This window comes from Campylobacter sp., assembly GCF_052169515.1.
Lineage (GTDB): Bacteria > Campylobacterota > Campylobacteria > Campylobacterales > Campylobacteraceae > Campylobacter_A.
Window position 1 is genome coordinate 35,177 of sequence record NZ_JBQNCH010000005.1, and the last position, 19,220, is coordinate 54,396.

General features: G+C 38.3%; 20 protein-coding genes. 4 read left to right on the top strand and 16 right to left on the bottom strand.

Annotated elements, in window-relative coordinates; translation table 11 throughout:
- Positions 1-52: 52 nt before the first annotated feature.
- The 6 genes from hisD to ACTTKV_RS02525 are packed head-to-tail and all read right to left on the bottom strand — an operon-like array spanning position 53 to position 6,490.
- On the bottom strand, positions 53-1,345 hold the full coding sequence (gene hisD, locus ACTTKV_RS02500) for a histidinol dehydrogenase (RefSeq protein ID WP_442549083.1): 1,293 nt from the start codon (positions 1,343-1,345) through the stop codon (positions 53-55).
- Positions 1,342-2,193: a pyridoxal-phosphate dependent enzyme gene (locus tag ACTTKV_RS02505; RefSeq protein ID WP_442549084.1), complete on the bottom strand. Its 852-nt coding sequence runs from the start codon at positions 2,191-2,193 to the stop codon at positions 1,342-1,344. The genes hisD and ACTTKV_RS02505 overlap by 4 nt, the downstream gene beginning before the upstream one ends.
- Positions 2,186-3,277 (bottom strand): OmpA family protein, encoded by a 1,092-nt coding sequence (locus ACTTKV_RS02510; protein WP_442549085.1) that lies wholly within the window; start codon positions 3,275-3,277, stop codon positions 2,186-2,188. The genes ACTTKV_RS02505 and ACTTKV_RS02510 overlap by 8 nt, the downstream gene beginning before the upstream one ends.
- Positions 3,274-4,587 (bottom strand): MotA/TolQ/ExbB proton channel family protein, encoded by a 1,314-nt coding sequence (locus tag ACTTKV_RS02515; protein ID WP_442549086.1) that lies wholly within the window; start codon positions 4,585-4,587, stop codon positions 3,274-3,276. The genes ACTTKV_RS02510 and ACTTKV_RS02515 overlap by 4 nt, the downstream gene beginning before the upstream one ends.
- A gap of 4 nt (positions 4,588-4,591) precedes the next feature.
- Positions 4,592-5,656: a class II fructose-bisphosphate aldolase gene (fbaA, locus tag ACTTKV_RS02520; RefSeq protein ID WP_442549087.1), complete on the bottom strand. Its 1,065-nt coding sequence runs from the start codon at positions 5,654-5,656 to the stop codon at positions 4,592-4,594.
- A gap of 15 nt (positions 5,657-5,671) precedes the next feature.
- Positions 5,672-6,490, bottom strand: coding sequence for a foldase protein PrsA (locus ACTTKV_RS02525; protein ID WP_442549088.1), 819 nt, complete (start codon positions 6,488-6,490; stop codon positions 5,672-5,674).
- 93 nt (positions 6,491-6,583) lie between these two features.
- Between ACTTKV_RS02525 and nth the strand changes: the two genes are divergently transcribed.
- Positions 6,584-7,216, top strand: coding sequence for an endonuclease III (gene nth / locus ACTTKV_RS02530; protein WP_442549089.1), 633 nt, complete (start codon positions 6,584-6,586; stop codon positions 7,214-7,216).
- On the opposite strand, the gene dsbD is transcribed toward nth, so the two are convergent.
- Complete coding sequence (gene dsbD / locus ACTTKV_RS02535; protein WP_442549090.1) at positions 7,209-8,939, bottom strand: protein-disulfide reductase DsbD; 1,731 nt, start codon at positions 8,937-8,939, stop codon at positions 7,209-7,211. The genes nth and dsbD overlap by 8 nt on opposite strands.
- Before the next feature lie 111 nt (positions 8,940-9,050).
- Between dsbD and ppk2 the strand changes: the two genes are divergently transcribed.
- A complete protein-coding gene (gene ppk2, locus ACTTKV_RS02540) occupies positions 9,051-9,860 on the top strand; it encodes a polyphosphate kinase 2 (protein ID WP_442549091.1) in 810 nt (269 codons plus the stop codon).
- 56 nt (positions 9,861-9,916) lie between these two features.
- Here the strand turns inward: ppk2 and ACTTKV_RS02545 are convergent, their stop codons facing one another.
- From ACTTKV_RS02545 to ACTTKV_RS02560, 4 genes are all read right to left on the bottom strand, one after another.
- Positions 9,917-10,348, bottom strand: coding sequence for a trehalose-6-phosphate synthase (locus ACTTKV_RS02545; protein WP_442549092.1), 432 nt, complete (start codon positions 10,346-10,348; stop codon positions 9,917-9,919).
- 163 nt (positions 10,349-10,511) lie between these two features.
- Positions 10,512-12,386: a molecular chaperone DnaK gene (dnaK, locus tag ACTTKV_RS02550; RefSeq protein ID WP_442549093.1), complete on the bottom strand. Its 1,875-nt coding sequence runs from the start codon at positions 12,384-12,386 to the stop codon at positions 10,512-10,514.
- Between the two features lie 35 nt (positions 12,387-12,421).
- Positions 12,422-12,964, bottom strand: coding sequence for a nucleotide exchange factor GrpE (gene grpE / locus ACTTKV_RS02555; RefSeq protein WP_442549094.1), 543 nt, complete (start codon positions 12,962-12,964; stop codon positions 12,422-12,424).
- Positions 12,961-13,755, bottom strand: coding sequence for an HrcA family transcriptional regulator (locus tag ACTTKV_RS02560; protein WP_442549095.1), 795 nt, complete (start codon positions 13,753-13,755; stop codon positions 12,961-12,963). The genes grpE and ACTTKV_RS02560 overlap by 4 nt, the downstream gene beginning before the upstream one ends.
- 348 nt (positions 13,756-14,103) lie before the next feature.
- Between ACTTKV_RS02560 and ACTTKV_RS02565 the strand changes: the two genes are divergently transcribed.
- Both ACTTKV_RS02565 and ACTTKV_RS02570 read left to right on the top strand, forming a co-directional pair.
- Complete coding sequence (locus tag ACTTKV_RS02565; protein ID WP_107788937.1) at positions 14,104-14,349, top strand: DNA-binding protein; 246 nt, start codon at positions 14,104-14,106, stop codon at positions 14,347-14,349.
- On the top strand, positions 14,350-14,523 hold the full coding sequence (locus tag ACTTKV_RS02570) for a hypothetical protein (protein ID WP_442549096.1): 174 nt from the start codon (positions 14,350-14,352) through the stop codon (positions 14,521-14,523). It begins immediately after the preceding gene.
- Between the two features lie 119 nt (positions 14,524-14,642).
- Here ACTTKV_RS02570 and kdsB read toward each other — a convergent pair whose 3' ends face one another.
- The 5 genes from kdsB to ACTTKV_RS02595 are packed head-to-tail and all read right to left on the bottom strand — an operon-like array spanning position 14,643 to position 19,218.
- Positions 14,643-15,353, bottom strand: a complete 711-nt coding sequence (kdsB, locus tag ACTTKV_RS02575) for a 3-deoxy-manno-octulosonate cytidylyltransferase (protein WP_442549097.1) — start codon at positions 15,351-15,353, stop codon at positions 14,643-14,645.
- Positions 15,350-16,813, bottom strand: a complete 1,464-nt coding sequence (gene thrC / locus ACTTKV_RS02580) for a threonine synthase (protein WP_442549098.1) — start codon at positions 16,811-16,813, stop codon at positions 15,350-15,352. The genes kdsB and thrC overlap by 4 nt, the downstream gene beginning before the upstream one ends.
- Positions 16,810-17,124 carry a divalent-cation tolerance protein CutA gene (gene cutA / locus ACTTKV_RS02585; protein WP_442549099.1) on the bottom strand — a complete coding sequence of 105 codons (315 nt, stop codon included), beginning with the start codon at positions 17,122-17,124 and terminating at the stop codon, positions 16,810-16,812. The genes thrC and cutA overlap by 4 nt, the downstream gene beginning before the upstream one ends.
- 50 nt (positions 17,125-17,174) lie before the next feature.
- Positions 17,175-18,095, bottom strand: a complete 921-nt coding sequence (locus ACTTKV_RS02590) for a tetraacyldisaccharide 4'-kinase (protein WP_442549100.1) — start codon at positions 18,093-18,095, stop codon at positions 17,175-17,177.
- On the bottom strand, positions 18,088-19,218 hold the full coding sequence (locus tag ACTTKV_RS02595; protein ID WP_442549101.1) for a DegT/DnrJ/EryC1/StrS family aminotransferase: 1,131 nt from the start codon (positions 19,216-19,218) through the stop codon (positions 18,088-18,090). Before ACTTKV_RS02595 ends, ACTTKV_RS02590 begins: the two co-directional genes overlap by 8 nt.
- Positions 19,219-19,220: the final 2 nt, after the last annotated feature.

The following is a 19,220-nucleotide window of genomic DNA, read 5'->3' on the forward strand; positions in this document are numbered from 1 at the left end:
CTACTATAAATTCTATAAAAAGTTGCAAAATCTTTATAAAATCTATTTTTCTTTACTCTTCTAGTCTCACCGCAACTGATTTTTTATGAGCAGTTAGCCCTTCAGCTTCGGCTAGCTGCATACATGATTTGCCAAGATGCATGATACCTTTTCTACTCACTGAAATGATAGAGCTTCGCTTCATGAAATTTTCAACTCCAAGCGGTGAGTAAAATCTCGCACTACCGCCAGTTGGCAATGTGTGATTTGGTCCAGCGATATAATCTCCCATCGCTTCAGGCGTAAAGTGTCCAAAAAATATAGCTCCCGCATGAGTCACCTCATCCATATAGCTCAAAGCATCATTTGTAGCGATCTCTAGGTGCTCCACTGCGAGCTCATTCATGAGAGCAAAACACTCTTTTAAATCTTTTGCTACTATTATTGCGGCTTTATTTCTTATACTTGCACCTGCGATCGCTTCGCGTTTTAGTGTCTTTAGCTCATCTTCGATGTGTCTTTGTACCGCTCTTGCAAAAGTCTCTACTGGTGTTATCAAAAAAGCACTTGCTATCTCGTCGTGTTCGGCTTGTGAGAGTAGATCGATCGCTATGTGGCGAGGATCAGCGCTATCATCAGCGATCACGCCTATCTCGCTTGGACCAGCGATCATATCGATATTTACGTCGCCATAAACTAGCTTTTTAGCAGTCGCCACGTAGATATTACCAGGCCCCGTGATAACATCAACCTTTGGCACGGTTGCAGTTCCGTACGCCATCGCTGCAATAGCACTTGCTCCGCCTATCTTAAAGGCTGTTTTGATACCACAAAGATGCATAGCCGCAAGAAGTAGAGGGTTTACCTTGCCATTTGGTGCTGGAGTACAAACCACAATCTCTTTTACGCCAGCCACGATAGCAGGCACAGCGTTCATAAGAAGTGAGCTAGGATATGCCGCCTTACCACCTGGAATGTAAAGGCCTGCACGATCAACCGGAGTGTATTTTGCCCCAAGTAATATGTCGTGCTCATCTTTGTAGGTCCAGTCGCTTGGCTTTGTGCGCTCATGATAGCTTTTTATCCTATCGTGGGCTAAATTTAGAGCCACTCTTAGGGCGTTATCTAGAGAGTTGTAGGCCGCTTCCATCTCTTTTACGTCGATTATTATGTCGTTTTTGCCTGTGACGCTAAATTTATCAAATTTTGTTATCTGGGCAAAAAGTGCACTATCGCCATCTTTTCTTATCTCGTCTATTATGCTAGCAACCACTGGCATTACAGCGCTCATATCATTATCACTTCGTTTAACAAGCTGTAAAAATTTACTCTCAAAATCAGCGTCGCTGCTATGGAAAAATTTCATCCATGCTCCTTTAATTTTAATTTTCTCTCATATCTTTGCTTTTGTGTAATGTTACCTAAAATTCCACCCTGGTGGATGTATAAAATTTGATCCCCAAGCTTATCTAAATTTGCAAAAAGCGTGATAAAGCCAACAGGGTCGTATACCAGGTCAAATTCCACGCCACTTTTGCAAACCTCTAGCCAAATCTCATAAAGCTCTGGGTATAAATTCCCAAAATGATACTTCTTTGGCGGATTTAAAATTTGCACCTTGCTATTTTTATCTAGCTCATAAATTTGCTTTTTTAGATAGTCACCATCCCCTACACATGGTGCTGTAAAGACCCTAAGATCAGTGTGTTTTGCTAGGTAACAGGCACTAGTTCCGGTGCCAGAAGGCAAAAAAATATCAGGCTTTATACCACTTTTTTTGCTCCACTCATTTATCTCGCGTACCTGCGTGATAAAGCCAAGCTCAGCCTCACTCTGCGCCACGCCCTCGTTTATGAAGAGTGCGTTTTTGCTCTTTGCAAGCTCTTTGGCAAATTTCTCACGCTCATCTTTTACAAAAATTTCCATGCCATTTTCAAGTGCAAATTTGAAGTTTCCAACTGGATTTTGCTCTAAATTTGAGCTTAAATGAGATACAACGTAGTAAAATTTAAGCCCCTTTAGCTTGGCAAAAAGACTTAGGCTATACATCGCATTTGACTGGCTTGAGCCGTGAGATACGATGGCTTTTATGCCGCTAAGATCAGCGTTTAAAAAATACTCTAGCTTTCTTGCTTTGTTGCCGTTAAACTCGCCTAGCAGATCATCTCTCAAAAGCCAAAATTCTCGCCCTCTTAAGCAAATTTTATCAATCACCCTTAAACTCCAAAAATTTCTCTATCTCGTTGATAGCCTCTTTGTTTGAGAGTGAAAATTTGATCTCGATGCGCCTTGAAGCGTCCTTGTCCTCGGCTCCGTCTTTAAAAACTAACTCATTGTAGCTTCGTCCGCTTGCCACGAGCAACTTTCTCAGGCGAACGTCATCGCTAAATGAGTTTATAAACTCCATCACCGCGTAAGCTCTTTTTTGTGAAAGCTCTAAGTTATAAATATAGCTTCCGTCGCTATCTGTAAAGCCCTCAATTATGATTTGATCAATATTTGATGCAATATCTTTATCATTTAAAAGCACGTCGAAATATTTACTAAGAGTGGCCTTTAACTCCTCTTTGACCTCCTCTTTCAAAACCGCACTGCCTTTGTCAAAAAGCACTGAGGAGCTAAGCTTTAGCGCGCCTGAGTTTGGATCGATCTCGATGCTCGATCCTAGCCTATCTTTTAGAGCTGAGATCACTTTTACCCTTATGCCAGTTAGGTTTTTGACCCTATCACGAGTGACGTTTAAGTCCCTTAAAAGCTCGTCATATCTAGCCTCTTTTTGGCTTACTTGCTCGAGTAAAAAGGCGATCTTGGCTAAATTTTTCTCGCTACTTTCATTTGCATCTCCAAGCGCTCTATCTTTTGATGAAATTTCATCATTTAGCACGATCATCTTTTGATTTAGATCAAAAATGCTGGCATTTAGCTCTTTTATGCTCGCATTCGCGTCTTTGTTTTGCTCTATAAGCTTAGCTAGTTTTTCTTTTAGGGCGTCTATTTGGATGACAAAAATTTCATTTGATTTTTTTAAATTTATGTTTTCGTCGCTTATCTTTGAAAGCTCGCTTTTTAGGGCGTCATTTAGCTCTTCAAGGGTGAAATTTCTGCCCTGGGCGTCTTTTAAATTTGCTAAAGCTGCGATGATAGCTTGCTCTTTATTTTCAAGGGTGTTTTGAGTTAGGACGTATTTTACGACGACAGCGCCGATAAGTAGCATAAAAACAAAGAGCAGACCTGCCATCAAGTCTGCGTACGAAACCCAAAAGCTCGATTGATCCTCGTTATTTTTGTTTATTTTCATTGCACTAGATTTTCGATTTTTTCTATTACTGAATTTGCTTCTTTGTCGATCTCGTCTATGTTTTTCTTAAGCTCAGCGATCAAGCTCTCACGCTCTTTTTCACGCTCCAAGCTCCTGCCCTCTTGCTCATAAGCTGCCTTAAATATCGTAGCACTCTCCACGAGTGAGGCTCTAAATTCTTTTAACGACTCATTTTGCTCTTTCATGAGCGAGTATGAAAATTCTCTTAAAACCTTGTCAAAGCTCTTGATAGTCTGCTCAAATTTAAGCTGGCTATCTTTTGTAGCATTTAAATTTCTATTAAAAATTTCACCAAGCTTTGCATGCTCGGTTAAAATTTTAACCTCCATATCTTTAAAGGCATTAGAAAACGCGCTTACTGCCTTTAGCATATCAGAATGGATTTTTACGAATTCGTCTTGTTTTAGGCTAGCTTCATTTAGCATTTTAAGGTTTGTGCTAAGCTCAGCTTTGCTTTGATTTATGACATTTTTCTCTATTTCGCAAAGCTCTTTTAGTCTGTCAAATTTTTCATTTACCTGATCGTTTAAATTTCTTAAAAATTTATCGTCAAGCACCATTTTAAAAGCGTCATGACTATCTTTGAAGTAGCCGACAGATGCTTTCATAAAATTTGCATTTAGTTCATTTTCCTGCCAGAAAAACTCACGGCTAAGCTCTTTTTGCTCGCTGTAAAATTTCTCAAATTTACTAACGCCTATCTTTTCAAAAAACATCCACCAAAGCGCTAAAAAAATACCATAGATCGATACATAAAACGCCGTAGCTACGCCGTTTAGCAGTATAGCGATCTCTTTTTCAAGGCCATCTGTTGTATTTGAACTGAATTCTGGCATGGAGATAGCAATACTGATAAATGTACCCAAAATTCCAAGCATAGGAAAGACTGCTTGGCCGATGTTTGCTAGGTTGTCATTTCTAAAATTTCTTGTATAGCTCTCAAAAAAGTCTTCAAATTTGGCGTTTACCTTTTTGACACTTGAAATTTCAAAGAGATGCGAGATGATAAATTCTTTTAGCCTTATCTTGTAGTCTTTGGCGTTTGCTAGAAAATTTGAGTAAGCGACCAATGCGCTGTGGCGTGAAAATATAAAAGCGACAAAGAGTATAACGCCCATCATCACGATGGTGTGAAGCTTCATCTGAAAATTTATAACGCCAAGATACGCTAGTATTGCCAAGACATAGATGGCTAAAGGGATAAAGATAACTTTAAAAAAGACAAAGAAAGAGTGAGCTTGGCGCTCTTTTGGCACGCTTAGCTCACTAAAATCATTTTGATTTTGCATAGGATTAGTTCCTATTTATGCAATTTAAGTCGCTAAAAGCAGTCTGAAGACGCTTAACCATGCTCTCCTCGCCACTTCTTAGCCATTTCCTTGGGTCGTAGTATTTTTTATTTGGCTTATCTTCACCCTCTGGGTTGCCGATCTGCCCTTGCAAGTACGCTCTATTTTTGGCCTCATACTCGCGTACTCCGTCCCAAAACGCCCACTGCGTATCAGTGTCGATATTCATCTTGATAACACCGTAGCTCACAGCATCTTTAATATCTTTTAGCTCACTGCCACTGCCACCATGAAATACAAAATTTACAGGTTTACTATCTTTTGTATTAAATTTCTTAGCGACATAGACTTGAGAGTTTTTAAGAATTTCTGGTCTTAGCAAGACATTACCTGGTTTATAAACGCCGTGGACATTGCCAAAACTAGCCGCAATGCTAAATTTATCACTTATCTTACTTAATCTTTCATAAGCAAGCGCGACGTCCTCTGGTTGAGTGTAAAGAAGCGCATTATCAACACCTGTGTTATCCACTCCGTCCTCTTCGCCGCCAGTGACACCTAGCTCGATCTCAAGGCTGATACCAAGCTCGCTAAGCTCTTTTAGATATTTCTCGCATGTGCTTAAATTCTCCTCCAAGCTCTCCTCGCTAAGATCTAGCATATGAGAACTAAAAAGTGGTACGCCGTGGGCTTTTTTGTGCTCGCGGCTAGCAAGTATTAGCTCATCTATCCAAGGCAAAAGCTTTCTTGCGGCATGGTCTGTGTGTAAAATGACTGGCACACCATAAGCCTTGGCAAGCAAATGAACGTGCTTTGCTCCAGCGATCGCTCCAAGAACTGCGGCGTTGTCGCAGGCTTTACCAGCGTAAAAACCTGCACCACCATTACTAAACTGAACGATAACAGGCGAGTTAGCAACCTTTGCTGCTTCTAAAACGGCATTAACAGAGTCACTTCCCACGACATTTACAGCAGGTATCGCAAAACCTTGCTCTTTGGCGTAAGCATAAAGTTTTGTTACATCATCTCCGCTTAAAACTCCAGCATTTACAATATCTAAAACGCCCATTTTTTCCTCCAAATTTTATTTATATTCTATCTTTGCTTTTTGGCGTAAAGTTTCGCTTTTTTGTCTAACAGCAGCCTGGAATTTCTCCATTTTTACAGCTTGCTCGATCTCTGCTTTTGCTTGTTCAAAGCTTATAGTACCGGCAGCTTTGCCATCTTCTTTTAAGATTACATGATAACCAAACTGAGTTTTAACTGGTTTAGTTGAAACTGCGCCATTAGCCATTGAAAATGCAGCATCTGCAAAAGGTTTTACCATTTGGCTTTGACCAAACCAACCAAGCTCGCCACCATGTGCTGCTGAGCCTTTATCGATTGATTTTGCGCTTGCAAGCTCTGCAAATTTCTTTGTTAATGCCTCGCCTTTTAAATTTTTAAGCTGAGCAATGATGTCGTTTGCTGTTTTTTCATCTTCAACTAGGATATGTCTAGCTTTTGCTTGAGCTGGCTCATTCATGCTAGATTTGTTTTTATTATAAAAGTCTTTTAGTTCATTTTCACTTACTTTTAAGCTATCAAATAGTTTTCTCATATAAAGCTCAACTGCGATGCCTTCTTGTGCAGCCTTAACAGCTTTGATATACTCAACATCTTTTTCGATACCGCTTGATTTAGCATCTTTTAAAAGAAGTTTTCTATTTATTAGATCGTCGATAATGCGTTTTTTCTCATTTGGTTGAAGCTTGCTAGCGTCAAAACCTGGCATAGCTGCTGACAAAAGTCCTGAAATATCGCTATCGTTTATAGCGTCACCATCTACTGTTGCAACTACTGCTGCGTTCAAACTAATAGCTGCTGCTAAACTTAAAACTGCTGGAAATAGAAATTTTTTCATACAAATCCTTTAAAAAATTGATTTTCGGGGACGATTATAGCAAATAATGCTATAACTTTTCGTTTAATATATAATTTTAGGTAAAATAACCAAATGAGAACAAAAAAAGATATTTTAGAGATAAAAAGAAGACTTTTGGACGAGTTTAAGGACGCCAAAAGCGAGCTTCAGTTTAGAAATTTATACGAGTTACTCGTTTGCGTCATGCTCTCAGCTCAGTGCACTGACAAAAGGGTAAATTTGATCACACCTGCCCTATTTGAAGCTTACAAAGACGTTTTTGAGCTAGCAAGTGCAAATTTAGCCAGCTTAAAACTTATGATAAACTCATGCAGCTTTTTTAACAACAAAGCAGTAAATTTGATCAAGATGGCAAACAGCGTGGTTGAGCTTTATAATGGAGAAATTCCACTTGATGAAGAGAAGCTAAAAACTCTTGCTGGAGTTGGCCAAAAGACCGCTCATGTCGTGCTTTTGGAAGCCACAAATGCAAATGTCATGGCAGTAGATACACATGTTTTTAGAGTATCTCATAGACTGGGCCTTAGCCAAGCGAAGACCCCAGAAGCAACCGAAGATGATCTTAATCGTGCCTTTAAAACCGACCTTGGCAAACTTCATCAAGGCATGGTGCTCTTTGGCCGCTACACCTGTAAAGCCAAAAAGCCGCTTTGTTTTGAGTGCATATTAAACGATATTTGCAAAAGCAAAGACAAGGTTATTTAATTTTCTCAAGCTTTGCTAGGAAATTTTTAGGATTTATAAAACCAATAGTCCTAAGAGCTTTTAGCTCCTCGCTACCATTAAATAGCAAAAGTGCGGGCGGATCAATAAGTCCAAAATTTCTTAACATCTCGTCATTTTCTTTACCGCCGCTTGTCACATCAATGCGAATAAGCATAAAATTTGCAAGAGCACTCTTTACGCCAGCATCTTTAAAAGTGATATGATCTATCTCCTTGCAGCTTGCACACCAATCCGCATAGAAGTCGACTAGCACGGGCTCATTTGAGTTTTTTATCATCTCGTTTAGTTCGTTTAAATTTCTAGCTTGTTTGAAATTTAGCTCGCTCTCGCTTTTTGAAAAATTTAGACCAGAAAGCGGCGAAAGCACATCTTTTGAGCCAAGAAAAGAACTAACAATCAGCATAAGTGAATAGACCAAAACCAGAATGCAAAGTGCTTTTTTAAATTTAGTCCAGCCGTTATTTGCTGCCTCAAACGCACCAAGATAGACTGCCGCAAAAACGCCTATGATGCCGTATCCAAGTAGCTCAAAAAACGATCCAAGCACGCGTGCAAGGATCCAAACGGCCATGACAAGCATTAAAAAACCAAAAAGCTTTTTGATCTCGTCCATCCAGCCACCAGGCCTTGGTAAAAGCTTGCCAGAGCTTAGTCCTATTATAAGAAGTGGCACGCCCATGCCTAGCCCCATGACAAAAAGCATGATGCCTCCATAAAGGGCATCTCCGCTTTGCGCTATATAAAGAAGCGCTCCAGCTAATGGTGCTGCCACGCAAGGCGAGACGATGAGTGCTGAGGCAAAGCCCATGATGAAAACGCCGATGAGGCCTGAGCTATTTTGTGACTTTTTGCTAATCATATTTTCAAATTTTGATGGTAGCTTGATGTCGTAAAAGCCAAACATGCTAAAGCTTAAAATGACAAAAATGGCTGCAAATGCGCCAAGCACGTAGATATTTTGCAGTGCTCCTGCGATACCAAACCCAAGTAAGCTCGCCGCTACGCCAGCTAGCGCGTAGGCAAGGCTCATCGCAAAGACGTAGACTAGTGAGAGCAAAAAGCCTTTTTTGGCGTTTAAGTTACTACCCTTTGAGACGATGATGCTTGAGAGTATCGGTATCATCGGGAAAACGCAAGGCGTGAGTGAGAGCAAAAGGCCATAGCCAAAAAATGTCACAAGAGAGATAAAAAAGTTTTTGCTGCTTAGCTCGTTTGCGATACTTTGCTCATCAGAAAACTCTTCTAGACTGATATTTGCTTCATCTTTTTGCTCGTTTTCAAAGGCTATAATGCTAAACTTACCTGACTTTTCAAAAATTTCATAAATTTTGCTTTGTGGTCGGTAGCAAATGCCGTTTTTAGCACAACCTTGATAATTGATGTTTAGTCTAGTCTTACCATCTTGCAGATGATCTTTTACTAAATTTAATGGGATAAATAGAGAGAAGTCTTTTGGATAAATTTCGTATTCGCCAGTGTTTTCACTCTTTGGCATATTTAGCAAGTCATTTATCTTTTTATCAGCCAATTTAATCTCAAAGCTCTCTTTATAAAGGTAGATATTTTCGCCAAATTTAAACTTTACTTCGATATTTTGGTCATCTACACTTGGACTTAGCACAAAAGCCTTACTAACATCTAAAACTTCAGAAAAAAGCGAACTTGCAAATAAAATGAGTGAAAAAATAATTTTAAAAAACATACATATCCTTGCTAAATTTAAAAAGAGATGATTTTAGTCTAAATTCTTAAATTTTTTCTATGTTTATAGTAAAATCGTGAAGAAATGTGAAATTTTTTAAAAAGAGCAAAGATGTCAAAAGATAAAAAACACCAAAAATCCAATAAACTCGACTACGAAGATGAGCTTAGACTGCTTCAGATAGAGCTTTTGAAATTTCAAAACCATGTCAAAGACAAGGGTCTTAGAGTACTCATGCTAATGGAGGGGCGTGACGCAGCTGGCAAGGGCGGTACGATAAAACGCCTAACTGAGCATCTAAACCCACGTGGATGCAGGATAGTAGCACTTACCAAGCCAAGTGATGTCGAAAAAACCCAGTGGTACTTTCAAAGATATGTGACACATCTGCCAAGTGCTGGGGAGATCGTGATCTTTGATAGGAGCTGGTATAACAGGGCTGGAGTGGAGCCCGTGATGGGTTTTTGCAGTCAAGAGGAGCATAAAGAATTTTTAAGAGAGGTGCCAAAATTTGAAGAGATGATCATAAACTCTGGCATAATTTTCTTTAAAATTTATCTTTCAATCACAAAAGATGAGCAGAAAAAGCGTTTCAAAGAACGACAAAGTGATCCCCTAAAGCAGTTTAAAATATCCCCTGTCGATCAAAAAGCACAAGAGCTTTGGGATCAGTACTCCATTGCAAAATATTCAATGCTACTTGCCTCTCATAACAGCATATCTCCATGGGTAATCGTTGCAAGCGATAATAAAAAAGAAGCTAGATTAAATGTCTTTAAATTTATACTAACTCACGTAGAGTACCCAAAAAAGATATGTGACTACTTGAAATTTGATAAAAATGTCGTAAGAGACGGAAGTGAAGAGATAAAACGCATCGAAGAAGGTCTTAATAACGACAAACTAAAGAGCATTGATTAGAAAAAATTTTGGCTTGGCTTAAATTTGTATCTAAAACTTTAGCCAAGCCCTTAGTACTAAACCCACCACATAAATTTTGCTAAAACGACCATTATTAGGCAAAGCACGAGAGCGATTAAGTGCGAAAATTTTCCAAACGGATCAGGTTTTTTTAAGATGGTAACATTAAGAACAGAGACAAAAGTCACAAAGCACATTATGAGTAAAACAAAAATTTTCAACAGCAATATCTTTTGAAAATTACTCTGCCACCAGCCAAGTTCGCCTCCAAAATAGTCCTTTGCCATGTAGGTTCCACTTATCAAAAGCAATAAAAATGCTGTGCCAAAAACTACCGCACTGCCTTTTGTATAGGCTTTTTTGACCGCTTCAAGAGTCTGGGGATTTACCGTTTTTTTAGCAAACGGATATATGCAAACGTCAAAAAAGACATATCCTATAAATATAATGGCACAAACTAAATGAACAATGAGAGAAAATAGATACATTTTTTACCTTTTATGCTTGAAATCTTACTTGGCATTATATAAATTTATTAATATAAAAAACTTGCCATAGATCAAAATTTAGGTGATTTATTAAAATAATTGTATTTGAAGTTTAAATTTCTAGGATTTAAAAGAGCAAGGCAAGTGCCCTGCTCTATTTGTCTTATTCGACTTCAGCGTCGATTACGTCGTCATCTTTTTTGTTGTTGCCGCCGTTTGCGCCAGCGTTTTCATCTTTTTTGTATATAGCTTCTGCAAGTTTGTGGCTAGCTTTGCTTAGAGCTTCTACTTTTGCATCGATCTGCTCTTTTGAAGAATTTTCATCTTTCAAGACCTCTTTTAGATCATTTAGTGCAGCTTCGATGTTGGCTCTATCTTCAGCTGAGACCTTCTCACCAAGTTCGCTCATACTCTTTTCAGTTTGGTGAACTAGTGCATCTGCTTGGTTTCTAGCTTCAACTGCATCTTTGCGTTTTTTGTCCTCTTCTTTGTGAAGCTCAGCGTCTTTTACCATGTTGTTTATCTCTTCTTCGCTTAGACCGCTTGATCCAGAGATAGTGATATTTTGCGCTTTGCCAGTTGCTTTATCTTTTGCTGAAACAGTTAAAATTCCGTTCGCGTCGATATCAAATTCAACTTCTATTTGAGGTACGCCTCTTGGAGCTGCCGGGATGCCTTCGAGATTGAAATTTCCAAGTGATTTATTATCTCTTGCAAACTCACGCTCACCTTGTAAAACCATAATAGTAACTGCACTTTGATTATCTTCAGCAGTTGAAAATACCTGGCTCTTTTTAGTAGGTATGGTTGTACCTTTTTCGATGATCTTTGTCATCACGCCGCCAAGTGTTTCGATACCAAGACTAAGAGGAGTTACGTCAAGAAGTAGCACGTCTTTTACATCACCTTTTATGACCGCACCTTGGATCGCAGCACCGATAGCTACGACTTCATCTGGGTTCACGCTCTTATTTAGCTCTTTACCAAACGCTTTTTTGACCTCTTCTTGAACTAGTGGCACACGAGTTGAGCCACCTACCATTACAACCTCTTTGATCTCACTCTTATTTAGACCGGCATCTTTTGTCACTTCATTTATCTTAGCGATAGTCTCGCCAACAAGTGAGTCGATCATGCCTTCAAATTTAGCACGAGTTAACTTTTTGACAAGGTGTTTTGGACCAGTCGCGTCAGCTGTGATAAATGGTAAATTTATCTCGCTCTCTTGAGCTGAGCTAAGCTCTTTTTTAGCATTTTCTGCTGCTTCTTTTAAGCGCTGAAGTGCCATGATATCGCCTTTTAGATCGATACCATTTTCGTTTTTAAACTCGCTTACAAGCCAGTCAATGATTTTATTATCAAAGTCGTCACCGCCCAAGAATGCGTTACCGCCAGTTGCCAAAACCTCAACGATATTATCACCAGTTTCTAGTACTGTAACGTCGAATGTACCACCACCTAGGTCGTAAACTAAAATTTTCTCAGCCTCTTTTTTATCAAGACCATACGCAAGTGCGGCAGCTGTCGGCTCGTTGATGATGCGAAGTACGTTAAGACCAGCGATCGTTCCAGCCTCTTTTGTAGCTTTTCTTTGACTATCGTTAAAGTACGCAGGCACTGTAATAACCGCATCTGTTACCTTCTCGCCAAGATATGCTTCAGCATCTTCTTTTAGTTTGATAAGAATTTTTGCTGAAATTTCTTGCGGAGTATAGACCTTACCAGCGATCTCAACTGCGCAAGCGCCGTTTCTATCTACGACGTGATATGGCAAGCGAGCTTTTGCCTCTTCAGCGTTTTTCTCACTACTCATTAGGCCCATGATACGTTTGATCGAGTAGATCGTTTTCTCAGGGTTCGTAACCGCTTGACGTTTTGCTACGTCACCTACTAAAATTTCGCCCTTGTCTGTAAAAGCAACGACTGATGGAGTCGTGTTTTTACCCTCTTTGTTTGGGATCACCTTACTCTCGCCACGTTCAAAAACGCTCACACAAGAGTTTGTTGTACCTAAGTCTATACCTATAACTTTTGACATCTCTTTCCTTTTTATTAGATTTTATTTTTATAAATTTAGTTTGCTACACTGACCATAGCTGGGCGCAAAACCCTACCATTTATCAAATAGCCTTTTTGCAAAGCCTGCACGATCTGACCACTCTCTTTCTCCTCACTATCAACCCTTAATACCGCATTATGAACGTTTGGATCAAACTCGGTGTCAGTTGAGATCTCGACCACACCATGCTTTTCAAAACATTTTTTAAATTGGTTTATAGTTATCAAAACACCTTCTTTGATCTTTTTGGCAAATTCATCATCCTCTGGGTCAAAATTTGCTGCCATTTCAAGCGCATCAATAACCGGAAGCAAGTCCCTAGCAAATTTCTCATTTGCAAAATTTGCAATGTCTGACTTCTCTTTTTCATAACGCTTTTTCATGTTTTCAAACTCAGCATTTGCTCTATAATATTTATCAGTAATTTCGCCAAGTTCTTTTTCGAGCTTTTCCACCTTTGAAATATCACCAAGTGCATCCAAATTTACGCTATCACTAGCTAGCTCTTGCACAGGTTCGGTTTCCGGTGTATTTTGTTCTTTTACTTCCTCACTCACGCGGCCTCCTTTATTAGATTTATAAATTTCACATAGTCAGTATAAATACTGCCAGCACAGATCATCTGTGCTTCGCTACCAAGGTAGTTTGCATTAAATTTAAGACCCATAAAATTTTCATCAAACAGTGGAGAAAATGCCAACTTATCATCCATTTGCAAACTAAAACTAGGATCAAAAATCATCTTAAAACGACCGTCTTTAAACATATTAAAGGCCAAAATTTCATTTTCTTGAAAATAAACTTTGGTCCTTTTAAGCTCTCTTATCTTATTTTTTAACTCGCCTATACCGACTTGTGAGCAGATGAGTTCAAGCTTATCTAAACTAACTCCGATTAGATTGCTTAAAAATTTATACATCCTGGCATCAAATTTGATGACAATCTCATCTTCTCCAAAATTTAAAACCAAATATCTATCATTTAAATTTAAAATTTCTAGCAACTCTTTATCTATTGTGCCAAAAATCATACAATAAAGCTCAAATTTATCACACAACATCTTTAAACTATCAGGATCATTTATCTCTAAATTTATATCACTTAAAGCAAAAATTTCGCTCCAGTATCTTCTCATTGTAGAGATTGTTGGGATCCTGCCGCCACTAATATGTAGCTTAGTGATCTCACCTTCATCTGAGAGTTTTTTAAAATAAACACGTATCGTTGAAGCTGGTATAGACACACTCATGCGAGAGCCTAGCTCATTTGAGCCAATTGGCATATTATCTTGCAAATAAGCTTCGATAATAGAGTTTAGTATCAAATCGCGTTTATTTGTTTTACTCACTTTTAGCACTCTTTCTTTTTAATTGCTAAGCGGATTATACAACTTTAGTTTATTAATGTCAAGTATATAAGTTAAAAAAAATTATTTATATATCTTTAGTCTAATAAACTAAAGATATATAAAGTACGTAGCATAAGACCTAAAAACAGATTTATCCTTTTTTTAAAAAATTAGTATGTTTTTTAGGGAAATAAATTTTAGAAAATTAACATATTTTTATACGTTTTTTCGTATTATAAATATTTTTTATAGTATTTTTTATAAATTATAATGGTATTTATATACTATTTTACTTTATTTATATAGTATTTTATGTATATTTAATAAAATAATTCGTATAATACTTCAATGATTGAAACAAGTGATATATTTAATTTACTTCACAATGCAGTTGAAGCAAAAAATATCGGTAAAAAGATTTCACAGGCAAAAATGGCAGAAGAACTTGGCGTGCCTATGAGGACATATCAAGACTGGAGGCTTGGTAACTCAAAGCCGCAAGCTGCTGCTGCGGTTTGCAAACTACTATGTGAGCTTGACGATGATGAAATATTATTTGTTATCAATAAGATGAGAAAATTATTAGGAAGCTAGATGGAAAATTTAACACAAAAAGAGAGAATTGACCTTGAGAGTGTTTTTGCAGCTATTTGCACTAAAAAAGAGTCAAAACTTTTAGGTTTTTATAAAGACTTTTACTCAAGTGCTGTTTTAAAATTTTATGTAGTTAAAGATAAAATCAAAAAAATAAAGATCAAGAAAGATTAATTTTACGATCGCAAGTTTTAAACAATAGTTTTCTACTTTTGAATATTTTTATAAAGTTAATAATTTTAAACAAATTCTCTTTATTTTACAGCATTGCTTAAAGAGAATTTGTAGCCTTCCTACTTGCCAAATTTAGCAAGTGCTCTTTTATAGTCTTCTTCGCTATCGATGCCGATACTTTGGCTCTCAACCTCCAGCATCGCTATCTTTTTGCCATTTTCTAGGGCGCGTAGCTGCTCGAGTTTCTCGGTATTTTCAAGGTTTGAAGGCATGAGCGCGCAAAACTCTTTTAGGCTTTTTACACTGTATCCGTAAATGCCAAGGTGAGCCTTGTAGCTTTTGTATTCACTTCTGTTAAATGGTATCCTTGATCTTGAAAAGTAAAGTGCATATCCCTCAAAATCAGTCACTACTTTGACTAAATTTTTATCATCCGCAAACTCATCATCCATCTTTTTATAGCAAGAAAACATAAAGGCTTTTTCCCTATTTTGCTCGCAAAAAGCCCTAAATTTAGCAATATTTTCAGGCTCGATAAATGGTTCATCGGCCTGAACATTTATGATGATCTCACTCTCGCTTAGTCCTAAAATTTGCGCCGCTTCATTTATCCTATCAGTGCCACTTTGATGATCTTTGCTAGTTAGTACAGCTTTTATGTTGTGAGCCTTGGCGATCTCTAGCACGCTTGGCTCATCCACCGCAACCGCCACATCGTCCACGCCACTTACTCTAAGAGCCGTCGCCACAAACATCGGCACGCCGTTTATTTCTTTTAAAATTTTGTTACTAAACCTTGTTGAGGCAAGGCGAGCTGGGATGATTATCATCGCTCGATCCATTCTAGGACGCACTTTTCGATCTCGTCCTCTTTTATGATGTTTTTGTGTAAAATTTTTGCGCTAAATAGCGAATTTATTGAGCTTGGCACGCTGTCATTTAAAATTTTAGCAGTCTTTGCCAGCGCATCTTTTTCATCTTTCGTATCTTTGATCTGGCACGCTTTGATCATACTTGGCGTAAATTTCACCCAGTGTGCAGTCGAAGTAATAACATTTATGCGATCAATATTGACCATCTTAAAACAAGTCGCCGTGTGCGGATCTACTGCATAGCCATTTTTTGCGAGCTTTGCGATGTATGCCTCGCACTCCTTATCGTCACACCAGCTAGCTTCAAAATCATCTTTTAGTGCGTCAAGCTCTTGCTTGCTAAGCTTATAAAATTTGTTTTTTGCAAGGCTTTGCATGAGTTCATTTGTTCTAACGCTGCCAAATTTATCAAAAAGCAAGCGCTCGACGTTTGAGCTGATCAAAATGTCCATGGCAGGACTTATCGTTTTAACCAGCTTTTTATCTCTGAGGTCATAAACACCGGTGGTAAAAAACTGCGTCAAAATGTTGTTTGCGTTTGAAGCGATCCTGATCTTGCCGATCTTTGCGCCCATTTTTTTAGCGTAATACGCCCCAAGAGCGTTGCCAAAATTTCCACTTGGCACGATGATGTCAAAGCTCTCTTTTGCCTTAAGCGCCTTTTGCTTTAGTAAATTTGCATGGGCGTAGGCGTGGTAGATGATCTGAAAGAGTATCCTGCCAAAATTTACTGAGTTTGCCGCACTTAGTTTAAGGCGCTTTTTCTTCAGTTCAGTTTTAAATTTATCATTTGCAAGTAGCGTTTTTAGCGCCCTTTGGGCATCGTCAAAGTCGCCTTTTATGCCAAAAACCTTTAAATTTTCACCCTGCATGGTCTGCATTTGCAGTTTTTGAACCTCGCTTGTGCCGCCATCTGGATAAAGACAGACGACCTTGATATTTTCGTCATTTGCAAAGGTTTGAAGTGTCGCAGGGCCCGTGTCACCGCTCGTTGCGCACATGATGAGATATTTTTCGCCTCTTTCCTTTGCAAGCTGGCTAAGAAGCGAGCCAAAAGGCTGAAGCGCCATATCCTTAAATGCCCTAGTTGGGCCGTGATATAGCTCATTTACGTATAAATTTTTATCTATTTTTTTAAAAATGACTGGGTGCTTTGGATCATCAAAGCTTGCATATCTTTTGACCGCTTTTTTGAAAAATGCCTCTGGCACGTCAAATTTAAATAGCGAGATGATGTGAAGTGCTAGTTTTTCGTAGCTTAGGCTTGAGAGCTCTTGCCACTTTGCCTTTGTGATCTTTGGTAGTTTCTTTGGCGCGTAAAGTCCGCCGTGAGCGGAGCTTGGGCTAAGCATGGCTGTGCTTAAATTTACATTTTTTACCTTTTCATCTTTCACACTTCTTGTTGGTGTTAGTCTCATTTTTTGCCTTTTTTGGTTGATTTTTTTATCCAATTTTCATATTTTTTAAATATCTCTTTTGGCTTAAGTGCCAAAATTTCTGGGGTTTCGTAGCTGTGGTGCTTTCTTATAAATTTAGCTACTCTTTTAAATTTAACGTCCGTTTTTATGAGTAAAATTTGCTCTTTTTCATCACAAAGCTTCTCTTGCCAGAGATATACGCTTTTTGCGTTAAAGCTACTTACGCAAGCTGCAAGTCCCTTTTTCACGAGCTTTTTGCTTAGTTTTTTTGCCTCTTTTTTCTTTGCGACTGATGTGATTAAAATTCTCATTTTGATCTAAATTTTCCTTTTAAAAAGTGGCTCATTATAACAAAATGGGCTTAAATTTGCTGCGCCAAAACCTTTTTAAACTCCTCGCTTAGCGTAACTTCAAGCGTGATAAGCGATATTGGCAAGCCAAAATCCTTTGCCTTTACATAGTCCTTTTGCGTCATCAAAAGCGAGGTCGCACTGTAACTTTGCAAAATTTCACTTAGCTCATCTTTTGAAAAGTCGTAGTGATCAGGGAAAAAGACCTGCTCTACGCACTCGCTAAAAAACGCTTCAAGACGGGCTGGGTTTGCTATGGCTGTAACTAGCACCATGCTTTTGGTTTTATTTAAAATTTCACTCTTTCTAAAGTGAGTTTGTCCTTCACATGCGATAAAATCGCCAAATTTATAAAAGCTAAACGGATATCTATAAGCCCCGCTTGGCAGGCAAAGCTTAAGCTTTGGTTCAGGATTTGGGCGCACCAAAATATCAAATTTGGCTATGTCAAATTTAGAAAATCCATCATCTAGCAAAATATACTTTGCGCCATGCTTTTTAGCGTAGTCTATAGCTACTTTTCTATCTTCGCTTACTATCACATTTGCGTTTTTAATACTTGTAGCGTATATCATAGCCTCATCGCCGCTCGCTGCCACGTCAAGTAAAATTTCGCCATCTCGAGTGACAACCTGCATGCCCTTGCTCTTTCTTTTATAGCCTCTAAGGATGATAAAGGCGCCCTCATAATTTTTAGCGATAGCTACGCAAAGTGGTGTCTTTCCACTTCCTCCAAGGGTTAAGTTTCCAACGCTTATTATCTTTATGCCTAGATCTTTTTTTCGCGCGATAAATTTCTTACAAACAATGACTAGGGCGTAGATAAGACTTAGTGGCAGAAGTAAAAATGCTAGTAAAATTTGAAAAGCATTTGGGCGAAAGAAATAGTCGTTCGCCCAGACATGAAAAAGGATATTAAATTTCTTAAACACGAGATTTAGAAATTTCTTTTACCGTATTGCAGATATACTGAACCTCTTCATCAGTTAAACTATGATAAATAGGTATCGATAGGACTTGTTGATACGCCTTTAGAGCATTTGGAAAATCATTTACTTTAAGCGAATATTTATTTTTATAATAGCTTAGTAAATGTATAGGTATGTAATGTAGCGATGTGTGAATTCCACGTTCCAAAAGCTCTCTCGCAAAGCTATCACGGTTTTTATTTATCTTTATGATGTACTGAGTGTAGATATGTTCGCGTTTTTTGACTGGAATTGTGATGTTTTGGCACTCTGCAAACTCTTGATCATAAATTTGTGCGATCTCTTGTCTGCGTTTGATGAGCTTATCCGTTCTTTCTATCTGAGCGATAGAAAATGCTGCATTTATCGAATTTATATCGTATTTTAAGCCTATATCAACAACATCATAGATGTAGCTTAAGCTTCCAAATTTATCTATGCCATTCACAAGAGCATAGTTGCGAAGTAGTCTTGCTTTTTTATAGATTTCTTCGTCATTTGTCGTAAAAAACCCAACTGTTGAGATAGGATTTTCCACGCGTGAGTTTGTCTGAAAACATGATAAAAATGAGTCTGAGCCAACTTTTTTACCCTCATATGTTAAACCTATTCCGCGGTTTGCATCATCTAGAAGCAAGATGCCATATTTATCACAAATAGCCTTTATCTCGTTAAGCCTAGCACTTTGTCCAGCGATATGTGTTATAAAAGCACATTTTAGCTTTTTATGATTTTGCTCTTTTAGTACCTTTTCGAGTGCTTCTGGGCTGATATTAAAATCATCTTCGTCAATGTCAACAAAGATGGGCTCAGCATCAAAATGCCTGACTGCCTGAGCAATGCTTGGAAAGGCATTTACAGAGCAGATGACTTTATCACCACGCTTTGTATCCATCGCACTTAGAGCTAGATGGTGTGCAGCTGCGATGTTGTTTGTGGTGACTACAAATTTTGTATCAAAATACTCTCTTAGCTTATCTTCAAATTTAGCGACTGTATCAGTTGCATTTTCAGAATGCAAAGCCTCCTCAATAAGCTCACTCTCACGCTCAGTGATAGTTGGTTTGTAAAACGGAATTTCTCTCATCT

Bases quoted from the DNA above. Each gene is read 5' to 3' on its own strand.
- dnaK (WP_442549093.1), bottom strand. From the start codon at position 12,386: ATGTCAAAAGTTATAGGTATAGACTTAGGTACAACAAACTCTTGTGTG.
- ppk2 (WP_442549091.1), top strand. From the start codon at position 9,051: ATGTCAAAAGATAAAAAACACCAAAAATCCAATAAACTCGACTACGAA.
- ACTTKV_RS02565 (WP_107788937.1), top strand. From the start codon at position 14,104: ATGATTGAAACAAGTGATATATTTAATTTACTTCACAATGCAGTTGAA.
- kdsB (WP_442549097.1), bottom strand. From the start codon at position 15,353: ATGATAATCATCCCAGCTCGCCTTGCCTCAACAAGGTTTAGTAACAAA.
- ACTTKV_RS02525 (WP_442549088.1), bottom strand. From the start codon at position 6,490: ATGAAAAAATTTCTATTTCCAGCAGTTTTAAGTTTAGCAGCAGCTATT.
- hisD (WP_442549083.1), bottom strand. From the start codon at position 1,345: ATGAAATTTTTCCATAGCAGCGACGCTGATTTTGAGAGTAAATTTTTA.
- ACTTKV_RS02510 (WP_442549085.1), bottom strand. From the start codon at position 3,277: ATGAAAATAAACAAAAATAACGAGGATCAATCGAGCTTTTGGGTTTCG.
- cutA (WP_442549099.1), bottom strand. From the start codon at position 17,124: ATGAGAATTTTAATCACATCAGTCGCAAAGAAAAAAGAGGCAAAAAAA.
- ACTTKV_RS02595 (WP_442549101.1), bottom strand. From the start codon at position 19,218: ATGAGAGAAATTCCGTTTTACAAACCAACTATCACTGAGCGTGAGAGT.
- thrC (WP_442549098.1), bottom strand. From the start codon at position 16,813: ATGAGACTAACACCAACAAGAAGTGTGAAAGATGAAAAGGTAAAAAAT.
- ACTTKV_RS02515 (WP_442549086.1), bottom strand. From the start codon at position 4,587: ATGCAAAATCAAAATGATTTTAGTGAGCTAAGCGTGCCAAAAGAGCGC.
- dsbD (WP_442549090.1), bottom strand. From the start codon at position 8,939: ATGTTTTTTAAAATTATTTTTTCACTCATTTTATTTGCAAGTTCGCTT.
- ACTTKV_RS02545 (WP_442549092.1), bottom strand. From the start codon at position 10,348: ATGTATCTATTTTCTCTCATTGTTCATTTAGTTTGTGCCATTATATTT.
- fbaA (WP_442549087.1), bottom strand. From the start codon at position 5,656: ATGGGCGTTTTAGATATTGTAAATGCTGGAGTTTTAAGCGGAGATGAT.
- nth (WP_442549089.1), top strand. From the start codon at position 6,584: ATGAGAACAAAAAAAGATATTTTAGAGATAAAAAGAAGACTTTTGGAC.
- ACTTKV_RS02570 (WP_442549096.1), top strand. From the start codon at position 14,350: ATGGAAAATTTAACACAAAAAGAGAGAATTGACCTTGAGAGTGTTTTT.